The sequence below is a fragment of the Pseudomonas sp. TE3786 genome, assembly GCF_054057335.1.
This window is the reverse complement of record NZ_JBSRZF010000033.1, coordinates 14,122-33,625: the sequence shown is the minus strand read 5'-3', so window position 1 is coordinate 33,625 and position 19,504 is coordinate 14,122. Positions and strand designations below refer to the sequence as shown.

The 19,504-nt window shown below is 61.6% G+C and carries 23 protein-coding genes; 11 read left to right on the top strand and 12 right to left on the bottom strand.

Going from position 1 to position 19,504, the window contains the following annotated elements:
- Window positions 1-154: 154 nt before the first annotated feature.
- Window positions 155-1,501, bottom strand: a complete 1,347-nt coding sequence (locus tag ACVW0Y_RS23370) for a putative bifunctional diguanylate cyclase/phosphodiesterase (RefSeq protein ID WP_457441711.1) — start codon at window positions 1,499-1,501, stop codon at window positions 155-157.
- A 205-nt stretch (window positions 1,502-1,706) separates the two neighbouring features.
- Complete coding sequence (locus ACVW0Y_RS23365) at window positions 1,707-2,042, bottom strand: carboxymuconolactone decarboxylase family protein (protein ID WP_457441709.1); 336 nt, start codon at window positions 2,040-2,042, stop codon at window positions 1,707-1,709.
- A 128-nt stretch (window positions 2,043-2,170) separates the two neighbouring features.
- Here ACVW0Y_RS23365 and ACVW0Y_RS23360 point away from each other — a divergent pair, with 128 nt between their 5' ends.
- Both ACVW0Y_RS23360 and ACVW0Y_RS23355 read left to right on the top strand, forming a co-directional pair.
- Window positions 2,171-3,094 carry a cupin domain-containing protein gene (locus ACVW0Y_RS23360; protein ID WP_457441707.1) on the top strand — a complete coding sequence of 308 codons (924 nt, stop codon included), beginning with the start codon at window positions 2,171-2,173 and terminating at the stop codon, window positions 3,092-3,094.
- Window positions 3,095-3,210: 116 nt separating this feature from the next.
- The gene (locus ACVW0Y_RS23355; protein ID WP_457441705.1) at window positions 3,211-3,468 is read left to right on the top strand and encodes a DUF1652 domain-containing protein; all 258 of its coding nucleotides are present in this window, start codon (window positions 3,211-3,213) and stop codon (window positions 3,466-3,468) included.
- A gap of 68 nt (window positions 3,469-3,536) precedes the next feature.
- On the opposite strand, the gene ACVW0Y_RS23350 is transcribed toward ACVW0Y_RS23355, so the two are convergent.
- Window positions 3,537-4,133, bottom strand: a complete 597-nt coding sequence (locus ACVW0Y_RS23350) for a DJ-1/PfpI family protein (protein WP_457441704.1) — start codon at window positions 4,131-4,133, stop codon at window positions 3,537-3,539.
- A gap of 88 nt (window positions 4,134-4,221) precedes the next feature.
- Between ACVW0Y_RS23350 and ACVW0Y_RS23345 the strand changes: the two genes are divergently transcribed.
- From ACVW0Y_RS23345 to ACVW0Y_RS23320, 6 genes are all read left to right on the top strand, one after another.
- Window positions 4,222-5,556 (top strand): aminotransferase-like domain-containing protein, encoded by a 1,335-nt coding sequence (locus ACVW0Y_RS23345; RefSeq protein WP_457441702.1) that lies wholly within the window; start codon window positions 4,222-4,224, stop codon window positions 5,554-5,556.
- Window positions 5,557-5,636: 80 nt separating this feature from the next.
- Window positions 5,637-5,867 carry a FecR/PupR family sigma factor regulator gene (locus ACVW0Y_RS23340; protein WP_457441700.1) on the top strand — a complete coding sequence of 77 codons (231 nt, stop codon included), beginning with the start codon at window positions 5,637-5,639 and terminating at the stop codon, window positions 5,865-5,867.
- A gap of 165 nt (window positions 5,868-6,032) precedes the next feature.
- On the top strand, window positions 6,033-6,215 hold the full coding sequence (locus ACVW0Y_RS23335; protein WP_457441699.1) for a hypothetical protein: 183 nt from the start codon (window positions 6,033-6,035) through the stop codon (window positions 6,213-6,215).
- 129 nt (window positions 6,216-6,344) lie between these two features.
- Entirely contained in the window at window positions 6,345-7,361 is a 1,017-nt protein-coding gene (locus ACVW0Y_RS23330; protein ID WP_457441697.1) for a hypothetical protein, read from the top strand.
- Window positions 7,362-7,422: 61 nt separating this feature from the next.
- Entirely contained in the window at window positions 7,423-8,820 is a 1,398-nt protein-coding gene (locus tag ACVW0Y_RS23325; protein WP_457441695.1) for a TIGR01777 family oxidoreductase, read from the top strand.
- An 89-nt stretch (window positions 8,821-8,909) separates the two neighbouring features.
- Window positions 8,910-9,263, top strand: a complete 354-nt coding sequence (locus ACVW0Y_RS23320; protein WP_457441694.1) for a VOC family protein — start codon at window positions 8,910-8,912, stop codon at window positions 9,261-9,263.
- Here ACVW0Y_RS23320 and ACVW0Y_RS23315 read toward each other — a convergent pair whose 3' ends face one another.
- The 3 genes from ACVW0Y_RS23315 to ACVW0Y_RS23305 all read right to left on the bottom strand — a co-directional run bounded on the left by ACVW0Y_RS23315 (window position 9,264) and on the right by ACVW0Y_RS23305 (window position 11,270).
- A complete protein-coding gene (locus ACVW0Y_RS23315) occupies window positions 9,264-9,551 on the bottom strand; it encodes a helix-turn-helix domain-containing protein (RefSeq protein WP_457441692.1) in 288 nt (95 codons plus the stop codon).
- Window positions 9,552-9,580: 29 nt separating this feature from the next.
- Entirely contained in the window at window positions 9,581-9,904 is a 324-nt protein-coding gene (locus ACVW0Y_RS23310; protein WP_457441690.1) for a toxin, read from the bottom strand.
- A 142-nt stretch (window positions 9,905-10,046) separates the two neighbouring features.
- Complete coding sequence (locus tag ACVW0Y_RS23305) at window positions 10,047-11,270, bottom strand: NADH:flavin oxidoreductase/NADH oxidase family protein (protein WP_457441688.1); 1,224 nt, start codon at window positions 11,268-11,270, stop codon at window positions 10,047-10,049.
- 90 nt (window positions 11,271-11,360) lie between these two features.
- Here ACVW0Y_RS23305 and ACVW0Y_RS23300 point away from each other — a divergent pair, with 90 nt between their 5' ends.
- From ACVW0Y_RS23300 to ACVW0Y_RS23290, 3 genes are all read left to right on the top strand, one after another.
- The gene (locus tag ACVW0Y_RS23300) at window positions 11,361-11,795 is read left to right on the top strand and encodes a MerR family transcriptional regulator (RefSeq protein ID WP_457441686.1); all 435 of its coding nucleotides are present in this window, start codon (window positions 11,361-11,363) and stop codon (window positions 11,793-11,795) included.
- A gap of 91 nt (window positions 11,796-11,886) precedes the next feature.
- Window positions 11,887-12,084 carry a type II toxin-antitoxin system VapB family antitoxin gene (locus ACVW0Y_RS23295; RefSeq protein ID WP_457441684.1) on the top strand — a complete coding sequence of 66 codons (198 nt, stop codon included), beginning with the start codon at window positions 11,887-11,889 and terminating at the stop codon, window positions 12,082-12,084.
- 2 nt (window positions 12,085-12,086) lie between these two features.
- Window positions 12,087-12,467, top strand: coding sequence for a type II toxin-antitoxin system VapC family toxin (locus ACVW0Y_RS23290; RefSeq protein ID WP_457441682.1), 381 nt, complete (start codon window positions 12,087-12,089; stop codon window positions 12,465-12,467).
- A 52-nt stretch (window positions 12,468-12,519) separates the two neighbouring features.
- On the opposite strand, the gene ACVW0Y_RS23285 is transcribed toward ACVW0Y_RS23290, so the two are convergent.
- The 6 genes from ACVW0Y_RS23285 to cysM all read right to left on the bottom strand — a co-directional run bounded on the left by ACVW0Y_RS23285 (window position 12,520) and on the right by cysM (window position 19,249).
- Window positions 12,520-12,942: a DUF1810 domain-containing protein gene (locus ACVW0Y_RS23285; RefSeq protein WP_457441680.1), complete on the bottom strand. Its 423-nt coding sequence runs from the start codon at window positions 12,940-12,942 to the stop codon at window positions 12,520-12,522.
- A gap of 145 nt (window positions 12,943-13,087) precedes the next feature.
- A complete protein-coding gene (locus ACVW0Y_RS23280; RefSeq protein WP_457441678.1) occupies window positions 13,088-13,627 on the bottom strand; it encodes a DUF2058 domain-containing protein in 540 nt (179 codons plus the stop codon).
- An 82-nt stretch (window positions 13,628-13,709) separates the two neighbouring features.
- Window positions 13,710-14,558 carry a nucleoside triphosphate pyrophosphohydrolase gene (gene mazG / locus ACVW0Y_RS23275; RefSeq protein WP_457441675.1) on the bottom strand — a complete coding sequence of 283 codons (849 nt, stop codon included), beginning with the start codon at window positions 14,556-14,558 and terminating at the stop codon, window positions 13,710-13,712.
- Window positions 14,559-14,666: 108 nt separating this feature from the next.
- Complete coding sequence (relA, locus tag ACVW0Y_RS23270) at window positions 14,667-16,910, bottom strand: GTP diphosphokinase (protein WP_457441673.1); 2,244 nt, start codon at window positions 16,908-16,910, stop codon at window positions 14,667-14,669.
- Between the two features lie 78 nt (window positions 16,911-16,988).
- On the bottom strand, window positions 16,989-18,341 hold the full coding sequence (gene rlmD, locus ACVW0Y_RS23265) for a 23S rRNA (uracil(1939)-C(5))-methyltransferase RlmD (protein ID WP_457441671.1): 1,353 nt from the start codon (window positions 18,339-18,341) through the stop codon (window positions 16,989-16,991).
- A complete protein-coding gene (gene cysM, locus ACVW0Y_RS23260) occupies window positions 18,341-19,249 on the bottom strand; it encodes a cysteine synthase CysM (RefSeq protein ID WP_457441669.1) in 909 nt (302 codons plus the stop codon). Before cysM ends, rlmD begins: the two co-directional genes overlap by 1 nt.
- Window positions 19,250-19,504: the final 255 nt, after the last annotated feature.

Here is a 19,504-nt window from a genome sequence, read left to right as displayed (position 1 = left end):
AGCGTGTAATCACGCTGACTTCGTCTCGCACCTTGCGCCATGGGGTTCTCCTGAAAGATATGGCTAAAGGTGTAAACCTTATTCAGGACGGGACAAGCAGATAAAAAAGGGGGAGCTTTGTGCTCCCCCTTTTTTTGCCCGCTGGTACTGCCTGTCAGGCGTTGTGCCGCAAGGTGTACTCGGTAAAGGACACCAGCGGCAGCGGCTTGCTGAACAGGTAGCCCTGGAACTGCTGGCAGCCATTGTCGAGCAGGAACTGGTGCTGGGCGGCGGTTTCCACCCCTTCGGCGATCACCGTCAGCCCCATGTTGTGGCCCAGGCCGATCACGGTGCGCACTATGGCTTCGCTGTTGTGGTCGGTGAGCACATCGAAGACAAACGACTGGTCGATCTTCAACTTGTTGAGGGGCAGGCGTTTGAGGTGGCTGAGGGAGGAATAGCCGGTGCCAAAATCATCCAGGGCGAAGCTGATGCCGAGGTTGACCAGGTTTTCCATCTTGCCTGACAGCTCTTCCATATCCTTGACCACCATGGTTTCGGTGATCTCCAGCTGCAAGCGGCTGGGATCGATCTGGTGGCGTTTGATCAGCGCCAGCACTTCCGCCTCGAAGCCGCTCTGGTTGAACTGCTTCTGGCTGATATTCACCGCCAGACACAGGTGCTGCATGGCCGGTTCGTCCATCCAGCAACGCAACTGGGCACAGGCGGTTTCCAGCACCCATTTGCCGATGGGGATGATCAGCCCGGTTTCCTCGGCATGGGGAATGAACTTGCCGGGTGGGATCATGCCGCGCTTGGGGTGGTACCAGCGCAACAGGCCCTCGGCACCGATCACCCGACCGTGGCTGTCCAGCTGCGGCTGGTAATGCAACTGAAACTGCTGCGCGGACAAGGCTTCCAGCAACTCGCCTTCCCAGGCCGAGCGCTGCACGGCATCGGTTTGCAGCACATGCAGCATGGCGAACAGGCAGAGAATGGCCGCGGTCGTGTTGACCCAGGTACCGGGGCCGCGGGTGGCGTCCGACAGGTTGTAGCCGGGTAGTGGCGTCCAGTAACTGCCCGCCAGACCGACAAAACTCAGCAGGCACAGCGCGATCACGCTGTAGCGCAGCCACCTCGGCTCGTCGCGGAACGCCATCATCGCCGCCACGCCCAGGGGCAACAGGTACAGGTGCGTGGAGCGCGGAATCGTGGCGTTGGGTACGTCGAGAATTGCCGAGATACCACCGATCACCAGCAGCAACACACTAAACAGCAGCAGCCGGGCGCTGCGATCCTGATGCAACCAGCTCAGGGTAAATACCGCTACCCCGGTGCCCATCAGCAGCAAATCGACGGCGACCAGCAGCCATTGACCCTGCAGGGAAAAATACACGGCCCAGATGCCGCCCAGCACCCACATTACAAAGCTGGCCAACACTCGCATACGCCGCTCGCGGCGATGATGAATCAAGGCCAGGTCCGAGGAGTTCCAGAACTGTTGAAGGCGCTTACCGGCCATCAGCGTGAACCGGTGTACAGAAAAAGCATAGTGATAAGGCTCCGATAGCGCCGCTTTCGCAAGTGGCGCCAGCATATGCGCGGTAACGGGAAGGGGCAAAACCTAAGGCGACTGGGCAGGCGTGTTTCTTAAGGAATATAGCCAGCCCCTTTCATTACGCAACGCCCTAACGGCCGCGTGCACCATCCGGGGCGCTCGCTCATATCTACAGTTGTTCGAAGGCTTCCAGAGCCCTGAGCGAATACACATAGGCCGCCCCCGCGTTGAGGGAGATCGCCGTGGCCAGGGTTTGCGCCAGCTCCGCCTCGGTGGCACCGGCTTTGCGCGCCGCCTGTACATGCACACCGATACAGCCGTCGCAGCGGGTGGTGATCGCCACGGCGATGGAGATCAGTTCACGGGTTTTCTCATCCAGCGCGTCACCCTCGGCGGCGGCCTCACTGAGGGCACCGTAGGCTTGGAGCATTTTCGGGTGAGCCTTGCCCAGCTTGCCGAAGGCTTTCTTCACGGCAGGGACGTATTCGGACCAGTTGAAGAGCATGATCGATTCTCCTATGTTGCGGATGGCTTGCGTTGCTGATGGCCTGATGTGGCCGACGTCAACAGTCTGGTCCGCGTCCTCGGCTGGCGCTTTTCCGTACCGCCCATTCACTTGTCGAATCGTCCCGAATGCATGCCTTTGACCACCTGATCGCCCTGGCCAACCTGCGCGGGGTTCTTGATCTGCGCTGCCAGCTCCAGGGCGACTGGGCCCTGGACCATCCGCCAGTGGCTGCCGGGCAGGCCAGTTACCACCTGATTTTGCAGGGCGAATGCCGCCTGCAGCTGGCCGATCAAGCGCCTGTACGGCTGCGTGCCGGCGATATCGTGCTGCTGCCACGCAGCGCCGTGCATGTGCTGGCCGCAGGCGAGCCGGGGCATCAGCGATCAGCGGCGTTGCGCAAGATCGAACAAGCGGGGCGAATCACCCAATTGCGCCACGGCCAGGGCAATGACGGCTTGAACATGCTCTGCGGGCGCATTCTCTACACACCCCAGGCCAGCCTGCTGGCGGCGCTGCCCGAGGTGTTGCTGATCAATACCGCAGCGGCGGCCAACCGTGAGCAACTGGACGCCATCATTGCCCTGATGCGCATGGAGGCAGAAGGCGAACAGTTGGCCCAGCAGTCGGTGGTCGATGGGCTGTCGCTGATTCTGTTCACCCTGGTGTTGCGTCATTTCTGCGAGCAGCACCAGCAACTGCCGGGGGTCTTTGCCCTGCTGCGAGACAAGCGCATGAGCAAGGCAGCCCTGGCGGTACTGAAGGATCTGGCCAGGGACTGGAGCATCGAGGCGCTGGCCGATACAGCCGCGATGTCACGCTCGAACTTCGTCCGCGCCTTTTCTGCAGCCAGCGGCCTGGCACCCGCCGCTTGGGTTCTGCAGCTGCGCCTGGAACGCGCGCAACAACTGTTGCAGCGCAGTGCCCTGTCGATTGGGGAAATTGCTCTGACGGTCGGCTATCCTACCCTCAGCTCTTTCAGTCGGGTGTTCAAACAGCAGCTGGGCGTAGGGCCGGCGCACTATCGGCAAGCTCTGCAAGCGCTGGAATAAGCGGGAAAAACAGGTGAACGCGGTCTCAGTCGAAATGCCCAACCTGTCACATTTACCCCCATTGAATTATCCTTGGCTCTGACAGACTTTTCCCTGAGTGTCATTGAATGGCCAGAATGATCTTCCCAGCTGCCTGCGCCAGACTGCAGAACCACTTCGCGCCCCTTGGCTTCGAAGGCGTTCTGAGCTCGCCGACCTCCATGACCGCGCGGGTCTACGACCCGAAAACCGATGCAAATCTGGTGGTGATCAGCTGCATTCCGTGCGGCACAGCCATGTCCGAAGACGATGTGATGATCATTGCCCAGGCCATCGAGATCGAACTCGAGGTGCTGCAATTTCGCGCTGAACGCGCCAGTGACAGCGCGGGTTAAACCCCTCCGGCGCAGGCGGCACCATCCAACCCCATGTCCATGCACTGCGCTAAAACTGAATTGCTCACTCACAGATAGGGCGCAATATTGCCCATCGCTCGCTCCACATAAGCGTCCTTCTCCCCCACCGGTGCCACGTAGTGGATGGCGCTTCGCGCCTCGTCCACTCCCTCGAACCGCGCGATCATCCAGGCCGCCAGGTACTGCGAAGCCAGGCAACCGCCAGCAGTAGCGACATTACCGTTGGCGAAGAACGGCTGGTTCAGTACTTCGACCCCGGCCTCGATTACCCAGGGTTTGCTGGTCAGGTCGGTGCAGGCCACGCCGCTTTGCAGCAGGCCGAGTCTGGCCAGAATCAGCGTGCCGGAACATTGGGCACCGATCAGCTGCCGCGCCGGGTCCAGTTGCAGTTGCGCCATCAATGCCGGGTTCTGCACCACCTCTCGTGTGGCCATGCCACTGCCGACGAACACGGCATCGGCATCGCAGGCTTGTTGCAGGGTGATCTGCGCCTCCAACAGCAGCCCATTCATTGAGCGCACCTGCGGGCTCGGACTGGCGATGGAAACCTTCCAACCCGGCTTTTTCACCCGCTGCAAGATGCCGAACGGCAGCAGGGAGTCGAGTTCGTTGAAGCCGTCAAAGGTGAGGATGGCGATATGCATGGCAAAGGTCCTGTAGCTGGGGTTGCTGGCGGCATTTTATTCACCCATATTCAGCACAATCAAAACATTGTCATGGATACATTTCGCCATGCCTCGCGCCCGTTACAAGCAAGTGGTCGACCGCCTGGCCGCCGATATTCGCAGTGGCTCGCTGATACCCGGCACGCGCCTGCCCACCCACCGCCAGTTGGCGCAAGAACAAGGCATCGCCCTGGCCACGGCCACCCGCATCTATACCGAGCTGGAGAACATGGGGCTGGTCAGCGGCGAAACCGGGCGCGGCACCTTTGTGCGCGAGACCGCCCTGCCCCCCGGGCTGGGCATCGATCAAGCCGCCACCCGCGCGGATATGCTCGACCTCAACTTCAACTACCCGTCCCTGCCCGGCCAGGCCAACCTGCTGCGTAAGGCCCTGCGCGAGCTGGCCATGGCCGGCGACATGGAGGCCCTGCTGCGCTACCAGCCCCATGCCGGCCGCCAGCACGAACAACAAGCCGTCGCGGCCCACCTGCTGGACCGAGGCCTGCGCACCCAAGCCGAGAACGTGCTGCTGGTCAGCGGTGCGCAACACGGGCTGGCCATTACCGCCATGGCGTTACTGCGCCCTGGCGAGGTGATCGCCGTGGACGCCCTCACCTACTCCGGCTTCAAGGTATTGGCCGACACCTACCGCCTGGAACTGGCACCCATTCCGGCCGCCGGCCACGGGCCGGATCTGCAGGCCCTGCGTCAGCTGTGCAAAACCCGCCGTGTGCGTGCGCTCTACTGCATGCCGACCCTGCACAACCCCCTCGGCTGGGTACTCGATCTGGCCACCCGTAACCAACTGGTGGCCATCGCCCGGGAACATGGCCTGCTGATAATCGAAGATGCCGCCTACGCTTTTCTCGCCGACAACCCGCCGCCACCGCTTGCCGCATTGGCCCCGGAGTCGACGGTATATATCGGTGGTTTTTCCAAAAGCGTGGCCACCGGTTTGCGCGTGGGTTTTGTCGCTGCGCCGTTGGCCTGGGTGCCAGCCCTGGAGCGCGCCATCCGCGCCACCACCTGGAATACGCCCAGCGTCATGACCGCCATCGCCTGTCGCTGGCTGGAAGATGGCAGCGTGGCGCAGCTGGAAAGCCAAAAGCGCCGTGATGCCAGCCAGCGCCAGGCCATTGCCCGCCGGGTATTCGACGGCCTGCCCATGGTGGCCCACCCGTCGTCCTACTTTATCTGGCTACCGCTGGGTGAGGAGGTACGCGCCGATCAGGTAGCCATGGCGCTGCTCCAGGACGGTGTCTCGGTCTCCACTGCCGAGCCTTTCTGTACCTCAGCCCAGGTACCGCACGCGCTGCGTCTGGCCCTCGGTTCCGTGGCGCTGGAGGCGCTGCCACAGGCCCTGTTACAGGTGAAGAAGGTGCTGCAATGCTTCAGTTACTGAAGCGGCGCATTTGACGAAATTTTGCCAATTCGCCGGGTAGATTGCCTGCAGCATCTCAAGCCATCTGCACGGTATTGCCCATGAGTGAACACCTTGCTCCTGCGTCGAATGAAGGCGTTGTCAAAGAAGCCGCCTATTGGGTCCTGCGCCTGCACGATGAGGATTGCAGCAAGGCCGAACGCCAAGCCTTCCAGAACTGGGTGCAGGCCAGCCCTGAACATGCTTTCGAGTACGCCAAGATGCTGGAGATCTGGGACCAAGCTGAACGACCAGCGGCTCTGAGCCCACGCCTGGGGCCGACTCATACCTAGGGGTTAGCCGCGCACGCCAAGGTACAGCAGACATGCGCAGGTGCCGGGAGCAATCTGAAACCTCCTCCCCACGTCACTAAAAAGGACCTGCGCCATGTCGACTCTGCCCCTTGGAACAGCCCTGGTAACCGCGCCGGTGGCGATATCAACCAGCTCGACCCACGCATGGTGATGGAGGTCGCCGATCTGGTGGACGCCGCCCTTGCCGGTTTCGATCAGGGCGAAGCGGTGACCATCCCCTCGCGGCCCAACGACGCCGATTGGCAAGTCGTGCAGCAGGCGCGTCAGGCGTTGGCGCCAAACCTGTCGCTGAACACACTTGCTGCGCGCTATGGGGTCTTCAGCTAAGCACTGGCATAGGCAGCGGGGCGAAGCACGTCGCCACCCCAACTTAAGCACGGTGCGCGCGGCGGTCATTGGCATCTGGGCATGAAACCGCTATCTATGGACGCCCCCCCCCAGACAAGGACCGTCCACATGCCCCGCGCGCTTGCGTTGTGCCTGCTGTGTCTTCTGCTTAGCGGTTGCGTACAAAACCCCCGGGACATCGGCCTGCACGTCAGCAATCAGCAGCAGTTGGCCGAACCGAAAATCCAGTTCCTTGGCGTCGGTGGCTGGTTGCTGCATTGGCGGGGCGAAGGTTTGTTGCTCGCGCCCTCGTTCAGTAACCCGGCACTGCTGGGCATCAAAGGCATTCCGCCGCTGCGGGTGGTCGCCGATGACGAACGTATCGACCGCTATATGCCGCCCGCCAAGGACGTGACCATGCTGTTGGTGGGGCACGCGCATTACGACCACCTGCTCGACGTTCCCCGGGTTATCAGCGAACACGCACCGAATGCCACCGTCTATGGCTCGGAAACAGTCGCCCATATTCTGCGCGGCGCGCAACCGCCCATTAGCAACGTGGTGGTCCCCAGCGACGCGCAGATCACCAGCGCCGGCAAGCCTCAACTGCCTGGCACCTGGTTTGTCTCCAGCGGCAAACATATCCGCGCCATGCCGATTGAAAGCATGCATGCCGGGCATATCTTCGGCATCAACCTGCTACCGGGCAGCTACGACCATGACCTTGGCGAACTGCCCAGCTACGTCGGCAACTGGAAACTGGGCAAGCACACCCTGGCCTGGCTGATCGACCTGCTGGATGAAAACGGCAACCCGGTGTACCGCATCCACTACCAGGACAGCGCCGCCCAGCCGCCTTACGGTTTTCCACCGCTGCTCAGCGACGGCAAAGCCGTGGACGTGGAGATTCTCTGCGCCGGCAGTTGGGACCAGGTCAGTCACTACCCCGAGGGCTTGCTGAAGATCACCCAGCCCAAACTGGTGATCGTTGGCCACTGGGAAAACTTCTTTGGCAACGATCCGCTGCAACCGCAGACCATCCCTGGCCAATCGCCCCTGGGCCTGCTCAAAGCCATCGCCAACAGTGCGCCGCAAGCCAAAGTGGTGGTGCCGGCACCACTGTCGGAGGTGGCGTTGGCACCCTGAACGAGCGACGCCACTGCTATGATCCGCTCAGGGAAATGCTGCCTGAGCGGAGTCTGGAGCTATGCAACAGGTCGATCGTAATGCGCTTCGGGTGTGGTTGGTGGGCTGGCTCTATGGGGTGGCCATCGTCCACCTGCTGGGTGGCTTGGTATTCGCCTGGTGGGGCAACGCGCCGTTCTTCGAACACTACCACCGCAGTATCGAGCAGGCGTTCTGGGCTCAGGACGTGCCTTCCGCCGCCCGCAACCTGCAGCTGTGGTGGATCGCCCTGTTCGGCGCCACCGTGCAGAGCTACGCCCTGTACATGGGCGCGCTGGTTTACTTAGGCAATCGCTACCGTAGCCGTCCGGCCTGGGCCTTTCTGATTGCCGGCATCGTGCTGTGGGCACCGCAAGACATGTGGATTTCGTTGCAGGCCGGTGTCTGGTCGCACGTCTGGGTGGATAGCCTCGCCGCCATCAGCTTGCTCGTGCCGCTGATCTGGCTGTTTCGCCACGACCGTCGCCCGCTGCCCGGGCCGGCCAACGTGCCGCACACGCTAAATCCCTTTGCCGACATCCCCCATCAGCGCGTGCTGGTCACTGGTGGCACCGGGTTTATTGGCACCACCCTGGTCAACCAGTTGCTGGATGCGGGCCATAACGTCTGCGTATTTGCCCGTGACCCGCTGCGCGCGGCTTATCTGTTCAATGGCCGGGCGCGCTGTATCGCCACGCTGGCAGCACTGAGCGAATTCGATGGGTTCGACGCCGTTATCAACCTAGCCGGTGCCCCCGTGGCCGGCCCGCGCTGGACGCCGGCACGACAGGCGCAATTGCTGGCCAGTCGCGTCGGTGTCAGCCAAACGCTGGTCGCCTGGCTGCAAACCGCCCGGCATAAACCCCAGGTCTGGGTGCAGGCCTCTGCCATTGGTTACTACGGCGTGCGCAGCCCAGAGGAAGTGCTGCATGAAGACAGCGCGGCAGGCCGCGGCTTTATGGCCGAACTGTGCTCACGCTGGGAAGCCTCCAGCCAGGCGGTGGACAGTCTCGGCGTGCGCCAGGTGGTCATGCGCCTGGGCGTGGTATTCGGCCCCGGCGGCGCGTTGCGGCCATTGCTGTTTCCCCACCGTTTCGGCCTGGGTGGACGCCTGGGCAGTGGCACTCAGGTGATCAGCTGGATTCACCGCGAGGACGTGCTGCAGGTGATCGCCCGCGCCCTTACCGACAGCAGCATGCGCGGGGTTTACAACCTGGTGGCACCCAAAGCCGTCAGCCAGGCCGAGTTTGCCGGCGCCGCTGGCACGGTTCTCCACCGACCGGTGTGGCTGCACTTGCCGGCTACCCCGTTCCGCCTGCTGGCAGGGGAAATGGCTGAGCTATTCGTAGACGGCCAGCATGTGGTGCCAACCCGCTTGCTTGAGGCTGGGTATCGATTTCGCTTTACTCACATCGAAGACGCCATACGGGATCTGGCCTGAATGGCTGCCGGTGGCACCTTTTCATCGACTGATTGCGCCGCTGACGCAGGCCAACGTCGCCCATCAATCCGCCACACAGAGGACTCCCCATGGGCACCCGAGGCCATGACCGGCAGATCGACAATATCGAATTCAATGTCGCCGACATCGAACGCAGTAAAGCCTTCTACGCCAGCGTATTCGGCTGGACCTTCACCGACTACGGCCCCACCTACTGCGAGTTCAGCGATGGCCGCCTGAGCGGCGGTTTCACCACGGGCGAAGCGGTACGCCCGGGCGGGCCGTTGGTGATCCTGTATGGCGACGACCTGACCGCCACGCAGCGGCGCGTCGAAGACGCAGGCGGCACCATCAGCAAGGCGGTGTTCGCCTTTCCGGGCGGGCACCGCTTTCAGTTTCTGGATCTGGATGGGTATGAGTTGGCGGTGTGGTCGGCCGGGTAATCAGGCGAGTTGCGCCAAGTGCTTTGCAGTTTCGGGATAGGCAGCTAGTAAACGAATCAGCACGGTTGCCTGGGCATTGGGCTTGGCGCGATTTTGCTCCCAGTTCTTTACCGTGCTGGGGGTCGCGTGCAGGTGCTGAGCGAACACCGGTTGGGACATGTTCAGTTTCTTGCGCACAGCGATGATTTCTTCGGCAGAAGCCGGCACCAGCGGCTTGATCTGGACATGGTGAGTGCGCAGGGTGATCTTGCCTTCGCGCTCCAAAGCCAACGCGTCAAAACCTTCCATCAGCTCTGCAAAAAGATCCCGTTTCCTGGTCATAGCGGCATTCTCGCGTTCATTTCAAGTTCCAATCGTTGCTTCAACAGTTTGCGCTGATCACAACTCAGGTCCTCCAACTCGTCCTTGTTGTATAGGGAAAAAAGCCAAAACTGCTCTCCACCCAGCCACCAGTAATAAATCACTCGCAGCCCTCCTCGTTTGCCTTTCCCACGCAAGGCATCAGCAAATCTCACCTTGCGCAGCCCACCGGTATTGGCGATGACATCGCCCATTTCCGGATACTGCATCAGCGCCTCCTGGAAATTTGCGAACGCCTGGTCATCCAGGGACCCGCCGCGATGACGGGAAAACGAGGGCATCTCTACATAAAGTAGCCTTCTTATAAGTATACGCAACTTAAGTATATTTTTAGAATGCGCATCGTGCCCGTCAAGCACCGATCATGAATAGCCCAAAACCAACTGCCCGGAATTGGGCCACATGAAATAAGCCCGAAATCTTCTAGCTAGCCATCCACTGCTTGTACCGCTTGGTACGCCGCAGCGTTTTCACCTGTTCCACCACCAGCGCCCATAGCGGCGAAACACTTGGATTGGGTCGCTCCCCCCGGCTCAGTCGGCGGAGCTGAAACTTGACCACGGCCATATACGCCAGCGAGGCAAATACCTTGTTCTTCCAGGTGATCGGCGCCAGCTCCGGGTTGGCCGTCTGGCCGGCCTGCCAGCGCTTGGGCAGCGTCGGGTCGATGGCCAGCGCGGTGGCGATACCGGCCATGGCCACGCCACTGGCCAGAACCTGTTCGACCACCGGCAAACGGCGAATGCCACCGGTGACCATCACCGGCATGCGCGCGGCCTTGGCGATCTCGCCGGCGAATTCGAGGAAGTACGCTTCACGCGCCAGGGTCCGCCCGTCACGCGCATCGCCCTGCATGGCCGGTGCCTCATAGCTTCCGCCGGACAGCTCGACCAGATCCACTGGCAGCTCGTTGAGCAACTCCACCACCTTCAGCGCATCCGCCGCATCGAAGCCGCCGCGCTGGAAGTCCGCCGAATTGAGTTTGACCGCTACGCAGAACTGCGCCGAGACCACGCCACGTACTGCCTTGACCACCTCGACCAGCAGACGCGCACGGTTTTCCAGGCTGCCGCCCCAGCGGTCGTTGCGTTGGTTGCTCAGGGGCGAGAGGAATTGGCTGAGCAAGTAACCGTGCGCGGCGTGGATCTGCACGCCATTGAAGCCGGCCTGCTCGGCCAACTGCGCAGAAGTGGCGAAACGCTGAATAAGCTCGGCGATATCCGCCTCGCTCATCGGCTTGGGCTCGGCAAACATTTTCGACATACCGCCCAGTTGCAGCGACACAGGCGACGGTGCCACCGTCTGCTGCCCCAGGCTGGCCTGCATCTGCCGGCCGGGATGGTTGAGCTGCATCCACACCTGGGCACCGTGGCTACGGCTGATGCGCGCCCACTGGCGAAACTTGTCCAGCTGCCGGGCATCTTCCAGCACTACTCCACCGGGGCCGGTCATGGCGCGGCGGTCGACCATCACATTACCGGTCAGAAGCAAACCGGCACCGCCATCGGCCCAGGCCTGGTACAAACGCAGCAACTCGGCGGACGGCCCTTGCTCGGCGTCGGCCATGTTTTCTTCCATCGCCGCTTTGGCGACGCGATTGGCGACTGTGGTGCCGTTGGGCAGTTGCAGGGGCGAAAAGGCAGTCATCTCAAGCTCCGAAAAGGAAACGCAGTTGGCAGTAGTGGCGAGCCTAAGGTTAAAGTCAGCTTTAAGGTCAATACCCTCAGGAAATCCAAAATGAAAATCGGCGAACTGGCCCAACGCACCCAACTCGCGCCTTCACGCATCCGCTTCTACGAAGCCAGCGGCCTGATCGCCGCGCAACGCCATGCCAACGGCTACCGACACTATCCGGCGCATGCCGTGCATACCCTGGAAATCATCCTCAACGCCCAGCGCGCCGGATTCAGCCTGGAAGAAATCCGCCGTTTTCTGCCGGACAGCAACCAGCAAGGCTGGAACCACGAGGAAATTCTCACCAGCCTGCAGCGCAAAGTGGCCGAGATTGAAGCCATGCAAGAGCGCCTGGCGCAGAACAAGGCGCGGCTGCTGGAGATCATCGGCAATATCGAAAACAGGCCTGAAGGGATGGGCTGTGAGGGCAATGCCGAGCGGGTGTTGGCGCAGATGCGGGAAGGGCGATGTGGGGAGGCAGAAGGTTCATCGGGTTAATCAGCCGCGCCTTCGTTGCCAAAGCAGCAGGCGTCGTTTAGATTCATTAATTGATGCATATTGTCATCTAAAATGATGCAGGAGTTCCATTATGCGCACCACAGTAACCATTGACGACTCGCTCTATGAGAAAGCATTGGAAATGGCCGAGCCAGGCATGGAAAAAGCCGACATCTTCCGTGAGGCCTTCAAGACGTTCGTCCGCGTGCAAGCGGGGAAGCGTCTCGCCGCGCTGGGAGGGACGGTGCCTGACCTGCAAGATGTGCCGCGCCGCGGGGAACCAAGCTGAATATGGGCGTGCTAGTCGATACTTCAGTTTGGGTGGATCACTTCCGTAACGGTAATAACGGGCTGATCAAGCTAATCAGCCTCGACTTGGCTATGACACATCCCATGGTCGTAGCCGAAATCGCTTGCGGGACACCGCCCGCCCCAAGAGCCGCCACCCTGCATTACCTATCGCTGCTCCGGGCATGCAATCAGGCCAGTCTCGTTGAAGTAATAGACTTCATCGAACATGAAAAACTTTACGGCCTTGGCTGCGGACTGGTGGACCTGACACTACTGGCCTCTGCCCTTATTACACCCGGTACTCAGCTATGGACATTGGATAAACGCTTGGCCGAGTTAGCCGAGCGCTTCGACATCGCTCATCAGCCACTTCTGCACTGAGCTGACCGGTTGGCGCTCCCAAGCAAATCGCCACCCCTTCCATGACCTCGCCCTACCCCACCCGCGCCAACGTCAGCGGGTCCGCATGCCCATCGAAAAACTGCTCCAGTACCTGGGAAAACACATTCGGCTCCTGATTCAGCGTGGCAAACAGCGTCATGCAGGAGCACAACTTCATATCGTCGGGGCTGCCGAGGATTTCGCGGGCGCTGCGTGATTGCCCGGCCAGCAGGGCGTTGGTGCAGGCATGCAGGCGCGGGCCGAGAACGGCATGGGTGATATAGGCGTTGGCTTCGTCCAGTCCGCTAAGGCCGTAAAGCTGGGCGGTGGCGCTATGGCCAAGGCCTTTTAGCTGGGGAAAGACAAACCACATCCAGTGGCTGTGTTTTTTGCCGGCCTGGAGTTCGGCCAGGGCTTGCTCGTAGATGCCGGCTTGGGCGTCGAGAAAGCGCTGCAGGTTGTAGGTATCAGCCATCGGCGAAGGCTCCGGAAGTGACAGTCCAGGGGTTGGACCGGACACGTTCCAGAGTGTGCACCTTTTATTGATGGCGCATTGGCATCGCAGGTTGGGCTTCGCTGCGCTCAGCGAACGCGGATCGACCCAACCTGCACCGGCCTTATCACCACATCAGATCGTCGGGGATCTTGTAGGCGGCGTACGGATCGTTGGCGTCGTCTTCTTCGGTCTGCACGTTGAGTTGCACGATGCGCCGAGGGTCACGTTCCTGGATCTTCAACGCGGCTTCACGGGGGATGATTTCGTACCCGCCGCCGTGCTGCACGATGGCCAGGGAGCCGCTGCTGAGCTTGTTGCGCATCAGGGCATTGACGGAGATGCGCTTGACCTTCTTATCGTCGACAAAGTTGTAGTAGTCCTCGGTGGTCAGCTTGGGCAGACGGCTTTGCTCGATCAGCTGTTTGACCTGCGCGGCTTCGGCTTTTTTCTGCGCCTTTTCCTGCTGCTGACGATTCAGCTCCTGGTCGCGGGCGATTTTTTCCGCCTTGGCTTCCTGGGCGATGCGCTGCTGGGTGTCGTCCACCTCAACCTGGCCTTTGTGCTCCAGGCGTTTCTGTTTCTGCTTTTCCTTGCTGACCTGTTTGGCCTGCTTTTCGTTGACCAGGCCGGCTTTCAGCAACTGGTCACGCAATGACATGCTCATTCGTTGACGACTCTCTCAAGGGCACTGGTAAAAAACGCCGTTATTCTTCCACAAGCCGGGTGGTAAAACCTACCCGGCCGACTTATCCACAACTGCCGGTGCTGGATGTAGCCACCTGGCGCTCGGCGTGTTTGGCCTGGCCCCAGATGCTATCCAGCTCTTCCAGGCTGCAGGCCTGAATATCCCGGCCCTGTTCGCGCAGCACCTGTTCGATAAAGCGGAAACGCCGCTCGAACTTGGCGTTGGCGGCACGCAGGGCGGTTTCCGGATCGGCCTTCAGATGCCGGGCCAGGTTGACCACGACAAACAGCAAGTCGCCGATTTCCTCGGCCATGGCTTCCTGGTCGTTAGCGCTCATGGCTTCCAGCACTTCGTCCAGCTCTTCGCGCACTTTATCCACCACCGGCAGCGCTTCGGGCCAGTCGAAACCGACCTGGGCGGCACGCTTTTGCAACTTGGCGGCGCGGGACAACGACGGCAGGGTATTGGGCACATCATCCAGCAGCGACAGTTGCTCCGGCGCGGCAGCCTTCTCGGCGCGTTCCTCGGCTTTGATCTCCTCCCAACGCTGCTTGACCGCCGCTTCGCTGAGGCGGGCCATATCCGGTGCGCCGTACAGGTCGCCATCGGGGAACACATGGGGATGGCGGCGCACCAGCTTACGGGTGATGGCGTCGATCACTGTGGCGAATTCAAAGCGCCCTTCTTCCCGGGCCAGCTGGCTGTAATACACCACCTGAAACAGCAGATCGCCCAGCTCGCCCGGCAGGTGCTCGAAGTCGGCGCGCTCGATGGCATCGGCCACTTCGTAGGCTTCTTCGATGGTGTGGGGAACGATGGTCGCGTAGTTCTGCTGCAGGTCCCAGGGGCAGCCGTACTGCGGGTCCCGCAGACGAGCCATGAGGTGCAATAAGTCCGCTAGTTGGTACATGGAGAGCATCCTTGGCCGGCACCTGGCCTCTGTAGGAGCGGCTTTAGCCGCGATGCTTTCAATCTTCACGAGCATCGCGGCTGAAGCCGCTCCTACAGGACCGTGGTGTTATGAGGTTCTGTGGCGGCGCACTTCGATGATATTCGGCAGCTGCGAGATGCGGCCGAGCAAACGGCCCAGCGCGTCCAGCCCGGGAATCTCGATGGTCAGCGACATGGCGGCGGTGTTGTCTTCCTTGTTGGAACGGGTGTTGACCGCCAGTACGTTGATCTTCTCGTTGAGCAGCACCTGGGACACGTCGCGCAACAAACCGGAGCGGTCGTAGGCGCGGATGATGATGTCCACCGGGTAGGTCTGCACCGGCACCGGGCCCCAGCTCACTTGAATGATCCGCTCGGGTTCACGGCCACCCAGTTGCAGCACCGAGGCGCAGTCCTGGCGGTGAATGCTGACGCCACGGCCGAGGGTGATATAGCCGACGATGGCATCCCCCGGCAGCGGTTGGCAGCAGCCGGCCATCTGCGTCAGCAGGTTGCCCACGCCCTGAATCTGGATATCGCCGCGCTTGCCCGGTTTGTAGCCGGTGGCGCGCCGTGGAATCAGCTCCAGCTGCTCGTTGCCGCGTTCCGGCTCCACCAGTTGCTGGGCAGCGTTGACCAGTTGCGCCAGGCGCAGATCACCCGCGCCAAGGGAGGCAAACAGGTCTTCGGCGGTCTTCAGGTTGGCTTTTTCCGCCAGCTTGTCGAAGTCCACATGGGGCAGCGCCAGTCGCGCCAGTTCGCGCTCCAGCAGGGTACGGCCGGCGGCGACGTTCTGATCGCGGTCCTGCAGCTTGAACCAGTGGACGATCTTGGCCCGGGCCCGCGAGGTGGTGACATAACCCAGGTTGCTGTTCAGCCAGTCGCGACTCGGCACCCCGTGCTTGCTGGTGATGATTTCCACCTGCTCGCCGGTTTGCAGGCTGTAGTTGAGCGGCACGATACGCCCGTTGATCTTCGCGCCCCGGCAGTTATGACCGATTTCGGTGTGCACGCGGTAGGCGAAATCCAGCGGCGTGGCACCCTTGGGCAGGTCGATGGCGTGGCCGTCGGGGGTGAACACGTAGACCCGATCCGGCTCGATATCCACCCGCAGCTGTTCGGCCAGGCCGCCGATATCGCCCAGTTCTTCGTGCCATTCCAGCACCTGGCGCAACCAGGAGATTTTCTCTTCGTAATGATTGGAACCGGATTTGACGTCGGTGCCTTTGTAGCGCCAGTGCGCGCACACCCCCAGCTCGGCCTCTTCGTGCATGGCGTGGGTGCGTATCTGCACTTCCAGCACCTTGCCTTCCGGGCCGATCACTGCGGTGTGCAGAGAGCGGTAACCGTTTTCCTTGGGGTTGGCGATGTAGTCGTCAAACTCTTTGGGAATGTGCCGCCACAAGGTGTGCACGATCCCCAGCGCGGTGTAGCAGTCGCGCATTTCCGGCACCAGCACCCGCAGCGCACGCACGTCATAGATCTGGCTGAAGGCCAGGCCCTTGCGCTGCATTTTGCGCCAGATGGAATAGATGTGTTTGGCCCGCCCGCTGATATCGGCCTGCACGCCAGTGGCCGCCAACTCGTCTTTGAGCTGGCCCATGACTTCGGTGATAAAGCGTTCGCGATCCAGACGCCGCTCGTGCAACAGCGAGGCGATCTGTTTGTACTGTTCGGGCTCGAGGTAGCGGAAAGACAGGTCTTCCAGCTCCCATTTGATATGGCCGATGCCCAGGCGGTGGGCCAGCGGCGCATAGATATCGAAGACTTCGCGGGCCACGCGCTGACGCTTTTCGTCGTCGCCATTCTTGATCGCGCGGATCGCGCAGGTACGTTCGGCCAGCTTGATCAGCGGTACGCGCACGTCATCGACCATGGCCACCAGCATTTTGCGCAGGTTATCCACCTGCGCCTGGCTGCCCAGCACTAACGACTCACGGGAATTCAGACTGGCGCTGATCGCGGCCATGCGCAGCACGCCTTCGATCAGCTTGGCCACCGTCGCGCCGCAACGCTGCTGCACGGTAGCCAGGGGAATTTTGCCTTCACGCACACCGCGGTACAGCACGGCGGCCACCAGGGAGTCCTGGTCGAGTTTGAGGTCGGCGAGAATTTCGGCGATTTCCAGTCCGGTGCGGAAACTGGACGTGCCTTCTGCCCACAGGTTCTGGGCAGCGTTGGCTTGCTGTTCGGCTTCGCGGGCGAATTCGCACGCGGCTTTCAGGGCCTCTCGATCCAGCGCCGGGTCGACGCTCAACACATGATCGAGCCAGGCCTCTAGGTTGATGCTGCCATCCGTGTTGATCGGTTGCTGCGCTCTAACCTGTACCATCGTTTACCTTCCCTACGACGCGCAGTCCACACGCCGAATATCGCTGACCTCTGCGGGCCAGTCGGTTACGCGAACATCCTAGTCCGCCACAAATAACGCCATCGCCTCGACATGGGCCGTTTGAGGAAACATATCGAGGATTGCGGCACGTTTTAGCCGGTAACCCTGTTGCACCAGCACCGCCGCATCGCGGGCCAATGTAGCGGGGTTGCAAGACACATACAGCACGCGCTTGGCACCCAGCTTGGCCAGTCCCTCCACAGCCTGTAAAGCGCCGTCACGCGGGGGGTCCAGCAGTACAGCGGAAAAACCTTGAGCGGCCCAGGGGGCCTTGGCCAGCGAGTTCGACAAGTCGGCCTGGAAAAAGTGCACGTTGCCCAGACCATTGGCCGCAGCATTGCCGGCAGCCCGCTCGACCATCACCTGCACCCCTTCCACGGCCACCACTTCCTGCACCTGGCGGGCCAGGGGCAGACTGAAATTGCCCAGACCGCAGAACAGATCCAAAACCCGCTCATCGGCCTCGGGTGCTAACCAGTCTAGCGCCTGGGCGATCATCGCCTCGTTTACCGGTGCGTTGACCTGGACAAAATCACCGGGACGATAGGCTAGCTGCAAATCCCACTGCGGCAACCGGTACCCCAGTGCCTGGCTGGTAGCAAAAGGTTGCGGTTCATCGACGCCGTGCAGCCACAACTGCGCGTCATGCTCGCTGCAGAAGGCCTGCAGCAGCGCCACGTCTGCCTCTGGCAAGGGCGCGGTATGGCGCACCAAAACAGCGCTGGCCGTACCGTTGAACAATTCCACATGGCCCAGTGCCTGGGGCTTGGACAAACGGCGCAGCACCTGGGGTAACAGCTGCAGGATCGACTGCAAGGGCTGTACCAGCACCAGGCATTCGCTGATGGCCACGATGTCCTGGCTGGCAGCGGCGCGGAAGCCCACGTCCAGGCGCTTGGCCTTGGCGTCCCAACGCACGGCAATGCGCGCGCGGCGGCGATAGCCGAATTCCGGACCGACCAAAGGTGGTGCCCATTCGTCCGGTTGCAGGCCGGCGATACGGCTGAGCTGTTCGCTCAACTGTTGCTGCTTGAGCAGCAGCTGTTGCTCATGGGGCAGGTGTTGCAGGCTGCAACCACCGCAGACGGCGGCATGCGCGCAGGGTGCCGGGCGCCGCGAAGGCGCGGCAAGCAGAATACGTTCGGCGCGGGCATCGACGATCTGGCTGCGGGCACCAAGCACCCGGGCTTCGACCTCTTCACCCGGCAAGGCACCGGCGACAAACCAGGTACGGCCTTCGAAAAAGCTGATGCCACGGCCGTCGTTGGCCAGGCGCTCGATGCTCAGGCGCTGTTTCTTGCCAACCGGAATCTGTACCGCACGCGTGCCGCCGCTGGGTTGAAAGCGCAGCCCAACGGGTTTCTTAGCCATTAGAGAGGGTCATCGTAAACGCCGGTGGACAGGTAACGGTCGCCACGGTCGCAGATGATCGCGACGATGGTGGCGTTCTCCACTTCCTGCGACAGGCGCAAGGCCGCCGCTACCGCGCCGCCGGAGGACACGCCGCAGAAGATGCCTTCTTCACGGGCCAGACGGCGCATGGTGTCTTCGGCTTCGCGTTGCAGCATGTCGACGATGCGGTCTACGCGCTCGGCCTGGTAGATCTTCGGCAGGTATTCCTGCGGCCAGCGGCGGATACCGGGAATGGCCGAGCCTTCCATCGGTTGCAGACCGACGATCTGGATCGCCGGGTTCTGTTCCTTGAGATAACGCGAGGTGCCCATGATGGTGCCGGTGGTGCCCATGGAGCTGACGAAATGGGTGATGCTGCCCTGGGTCTGGCGCCAGATTTCCGGGCCGGTACCGTTGTAGTGGGCAATCGGGTTGTCGCCATTGGCGAACTGGTCAAGGACGATGCCCTTGCCTTCGGCCTGCATACGCTCGGCCAGATCACGGGCACCTTCCATGCCTTCGTCTTTGCTGACGATGATCAGCTCGGCACCATAGGCGGTCATGGCGGCTTTGCGCTCGGCGCTCATGTTGTCCGGCATGATCAGAATCATCCGGTAGCCCTTGATCGCCGCGACCATCGCCAGGGCGATGCCGGTGTTGCCGGAGGTGGCTTCGATAAGGGTGTCACCAGGCTTCACCGCGCCACTGAGTTCGGCACGGGTGATCATCGACAGGGCCGGGCGGTCTTTCACCGAACCCGCGGGGTTATTGCCTTCCAACTTCACCAGCAGGGTATTGCTGGTGTTGCCCGGCAGGCGCTGCAAGCGCACCAGAGGGGTATTGCCGACGGTGTCAGCGATAGTTGGGTAGGTAATAGCTGTAGTCATTAAGAACGGTCCGATCCGATCAAGCGGGGCGACATGATAACGAGAAAACGGCCACGTCACCTCCTGATCGTGGCGCTTGGGGTAGGTTGGGTTGAGCCAAAGGCGAAGCCCAACAATGCGCCATCACTCCCTGCCGCCACCTGGGTAAGCCCGCAAGGCTTGCCCCGCGCGGTCTCGAATGCGACGTCCTGCGGCGTGGAGGACAGCTGAGGGGCTTGCTTCTTCGTATCGTTGGGCTTCGCTGTGCTCAACCCA

Bases quoted from the DNA above. Each gene is read 5' to 3' on its own strand.
- ACVW0Y_RS23345 (WP_457441702.1), top strand. From the start codon at position 4,222: ATGCCTCGCGCCCGTTACAAGCAAGTGGTCGACCGCCTGGCCGCCGAT.
- rlmD (WP_457441671.1), bottom strand. From the start codon at position 18,341: ATGGCTAAGAAACCCGTTGGGCTGCGCTTTCAACCCAGCGGCGGCACG.
- ACVW0Y_RS23290 (WP_457441682.1), top strand. From the start codon at position 12,087: ATGGGCGTGCTAGTCGATACTTCAGTTTGGGTGGATCACTTCCGTAAC.
- ACVW0Y_RS23315 (WP_457441692.1), bottom strand. From the start codon at position 9,551: ATGGAAGGTTTTGACGCGTTGGCTTTGGAGCGCGAAGGCAAGATCACC.
- ACVW0Y_RS23285 (WP_457441680.1), bottom strand. From the start codon at position 12,942: ATGGCTGATACCTACAACCTGCAGCGCTTTCTCGACGCCCAAGCCGGC.
- ACVW0Y_RS23280 (WP_457441678.1), bottom strand. From the start codon at position 13,627: ATGAGCATGTCATTGCGTGACCAGTTGCTGAAAGCCGGCCTGGTCAAC.
- ACVW0Y_RS23305 (WP_457441688.1), bottom strand. From the start codon at position 11,270: ATGACTGCCTTTTCGCCCCTGCAACTGCCCAACGGCACCACAGTCGCC.
- relA (WP_457441673.1), bottom strand. From the start codon at position 16,910: ATGGTACAGGTTAGAGCGCAGCAACCGATCAACACGGATGGCAGCATC.
- ACVW0Y_RS23300 (WP_457441686.1), top strand. From the start codon at position 11,361: ATGAAAATCGGCGAACTGGCCCAACGCACCCAACTCGCGCCTTCACGC.
- ACVW0Y_RS23325 (WP_457441695.1), top strand. From the start codon at position 7,423: ATGCAACAGGTCGATCGTAATGCGCTTCGGGTGTGGTTGGTGGGCTGG.
- ACVW0Y_RS23310 (WP_457441690.1), bottom strand. From the start codon at position 9,904: ATGCCCTCGTTTTCCCGTCATCGCGGCGGGTCCCTGGATGACCAGGCG.
- ACVW0Y_RS23295 (WP_457441684.1), top strand. From the start codon at position 11,887: ATGCGCACCACAGTAACCATTGACGACTCGCTCTATGAGAAAGCATTG.
- ACVW0Y_RS23360 (WP_457441707.1), top strand. From the start codon at position 2,171: ATGCATGCCTTTGACCACCTGATCGCCCTGGCCAACCTGCGCGGGGTT.
- ACVW0Y_RS23365 (WP_457441709.1), bottom strand. From the start codon at position 2,042: ATGCTCTTCAACTGGTCCGAATACGTCCCTGCCGTGAAGAAAGCCTTC.
- mazG (WP_457441675.1), bottom strand. From the start codon at position 14,558: ATGTACCAACTAGCGGACTTATTGCACCTCATGGCTCGTCTGCGGGAC.
- ACVW0Y_RS23335 (WP_457441699.1), top strand. From the start codon at position 6,033: ATGGTGATGGAGGTCGCCGATCTGGTGGACGCCGCCCTTGCCGGTTTC.
- ACVW0Y_RS23330 (WP_457441697.1), top strand. From the start codon at position 6,345: ATGCCCCGCGCGCTTGCGTTGTGCCTGCTGTGTCTTCTGCTTAGCGGT.
- ACVW0Y_RS23340 (WP_457441700.1), top strand. From the start codon at position 5,637: ATGAGTGAACACCTTGCTCCTGCGTCGAATGAAGGCGTTGTCAAAGAA.
- ACVW0Y_RS23370 (WP_457441711.1), bottom strand. From the start codon at position 1,501: ATGGCCGGTAAGCGCCTTCAACAGTTCTGGAACTCCTCGGACCTGGCC.
- ACVW0Y_RS23355 (WP_457441705.1), top strand. From the start codon at position 3,211: ATGATCTTCCCAGCTGCCTGCGCCAGACTGCAGAACCACTTCGCGCCC.
- ACVW0Y_RS23350 (WP_457441704.1), bottom strand. From the start codon at position 4,133: ATGCATATCGCCATCCTCACCTTTGACGGCTTCAACGAACTCGACTCC.
- cysM (WP_457441669.1), bottom strand. From the start codon at position 19,249: ATGACTACAGCTATTACCTACCCAACTATCGCTGACACCGTCGGCAAT.
- ACVW0Y_RS23320 (WP_457441694.1), top strand. From the start codon at position 8,910: ATGGGCACCCGAGGCCATGACCGGCAGATCGACAATATCGAATTCAAT.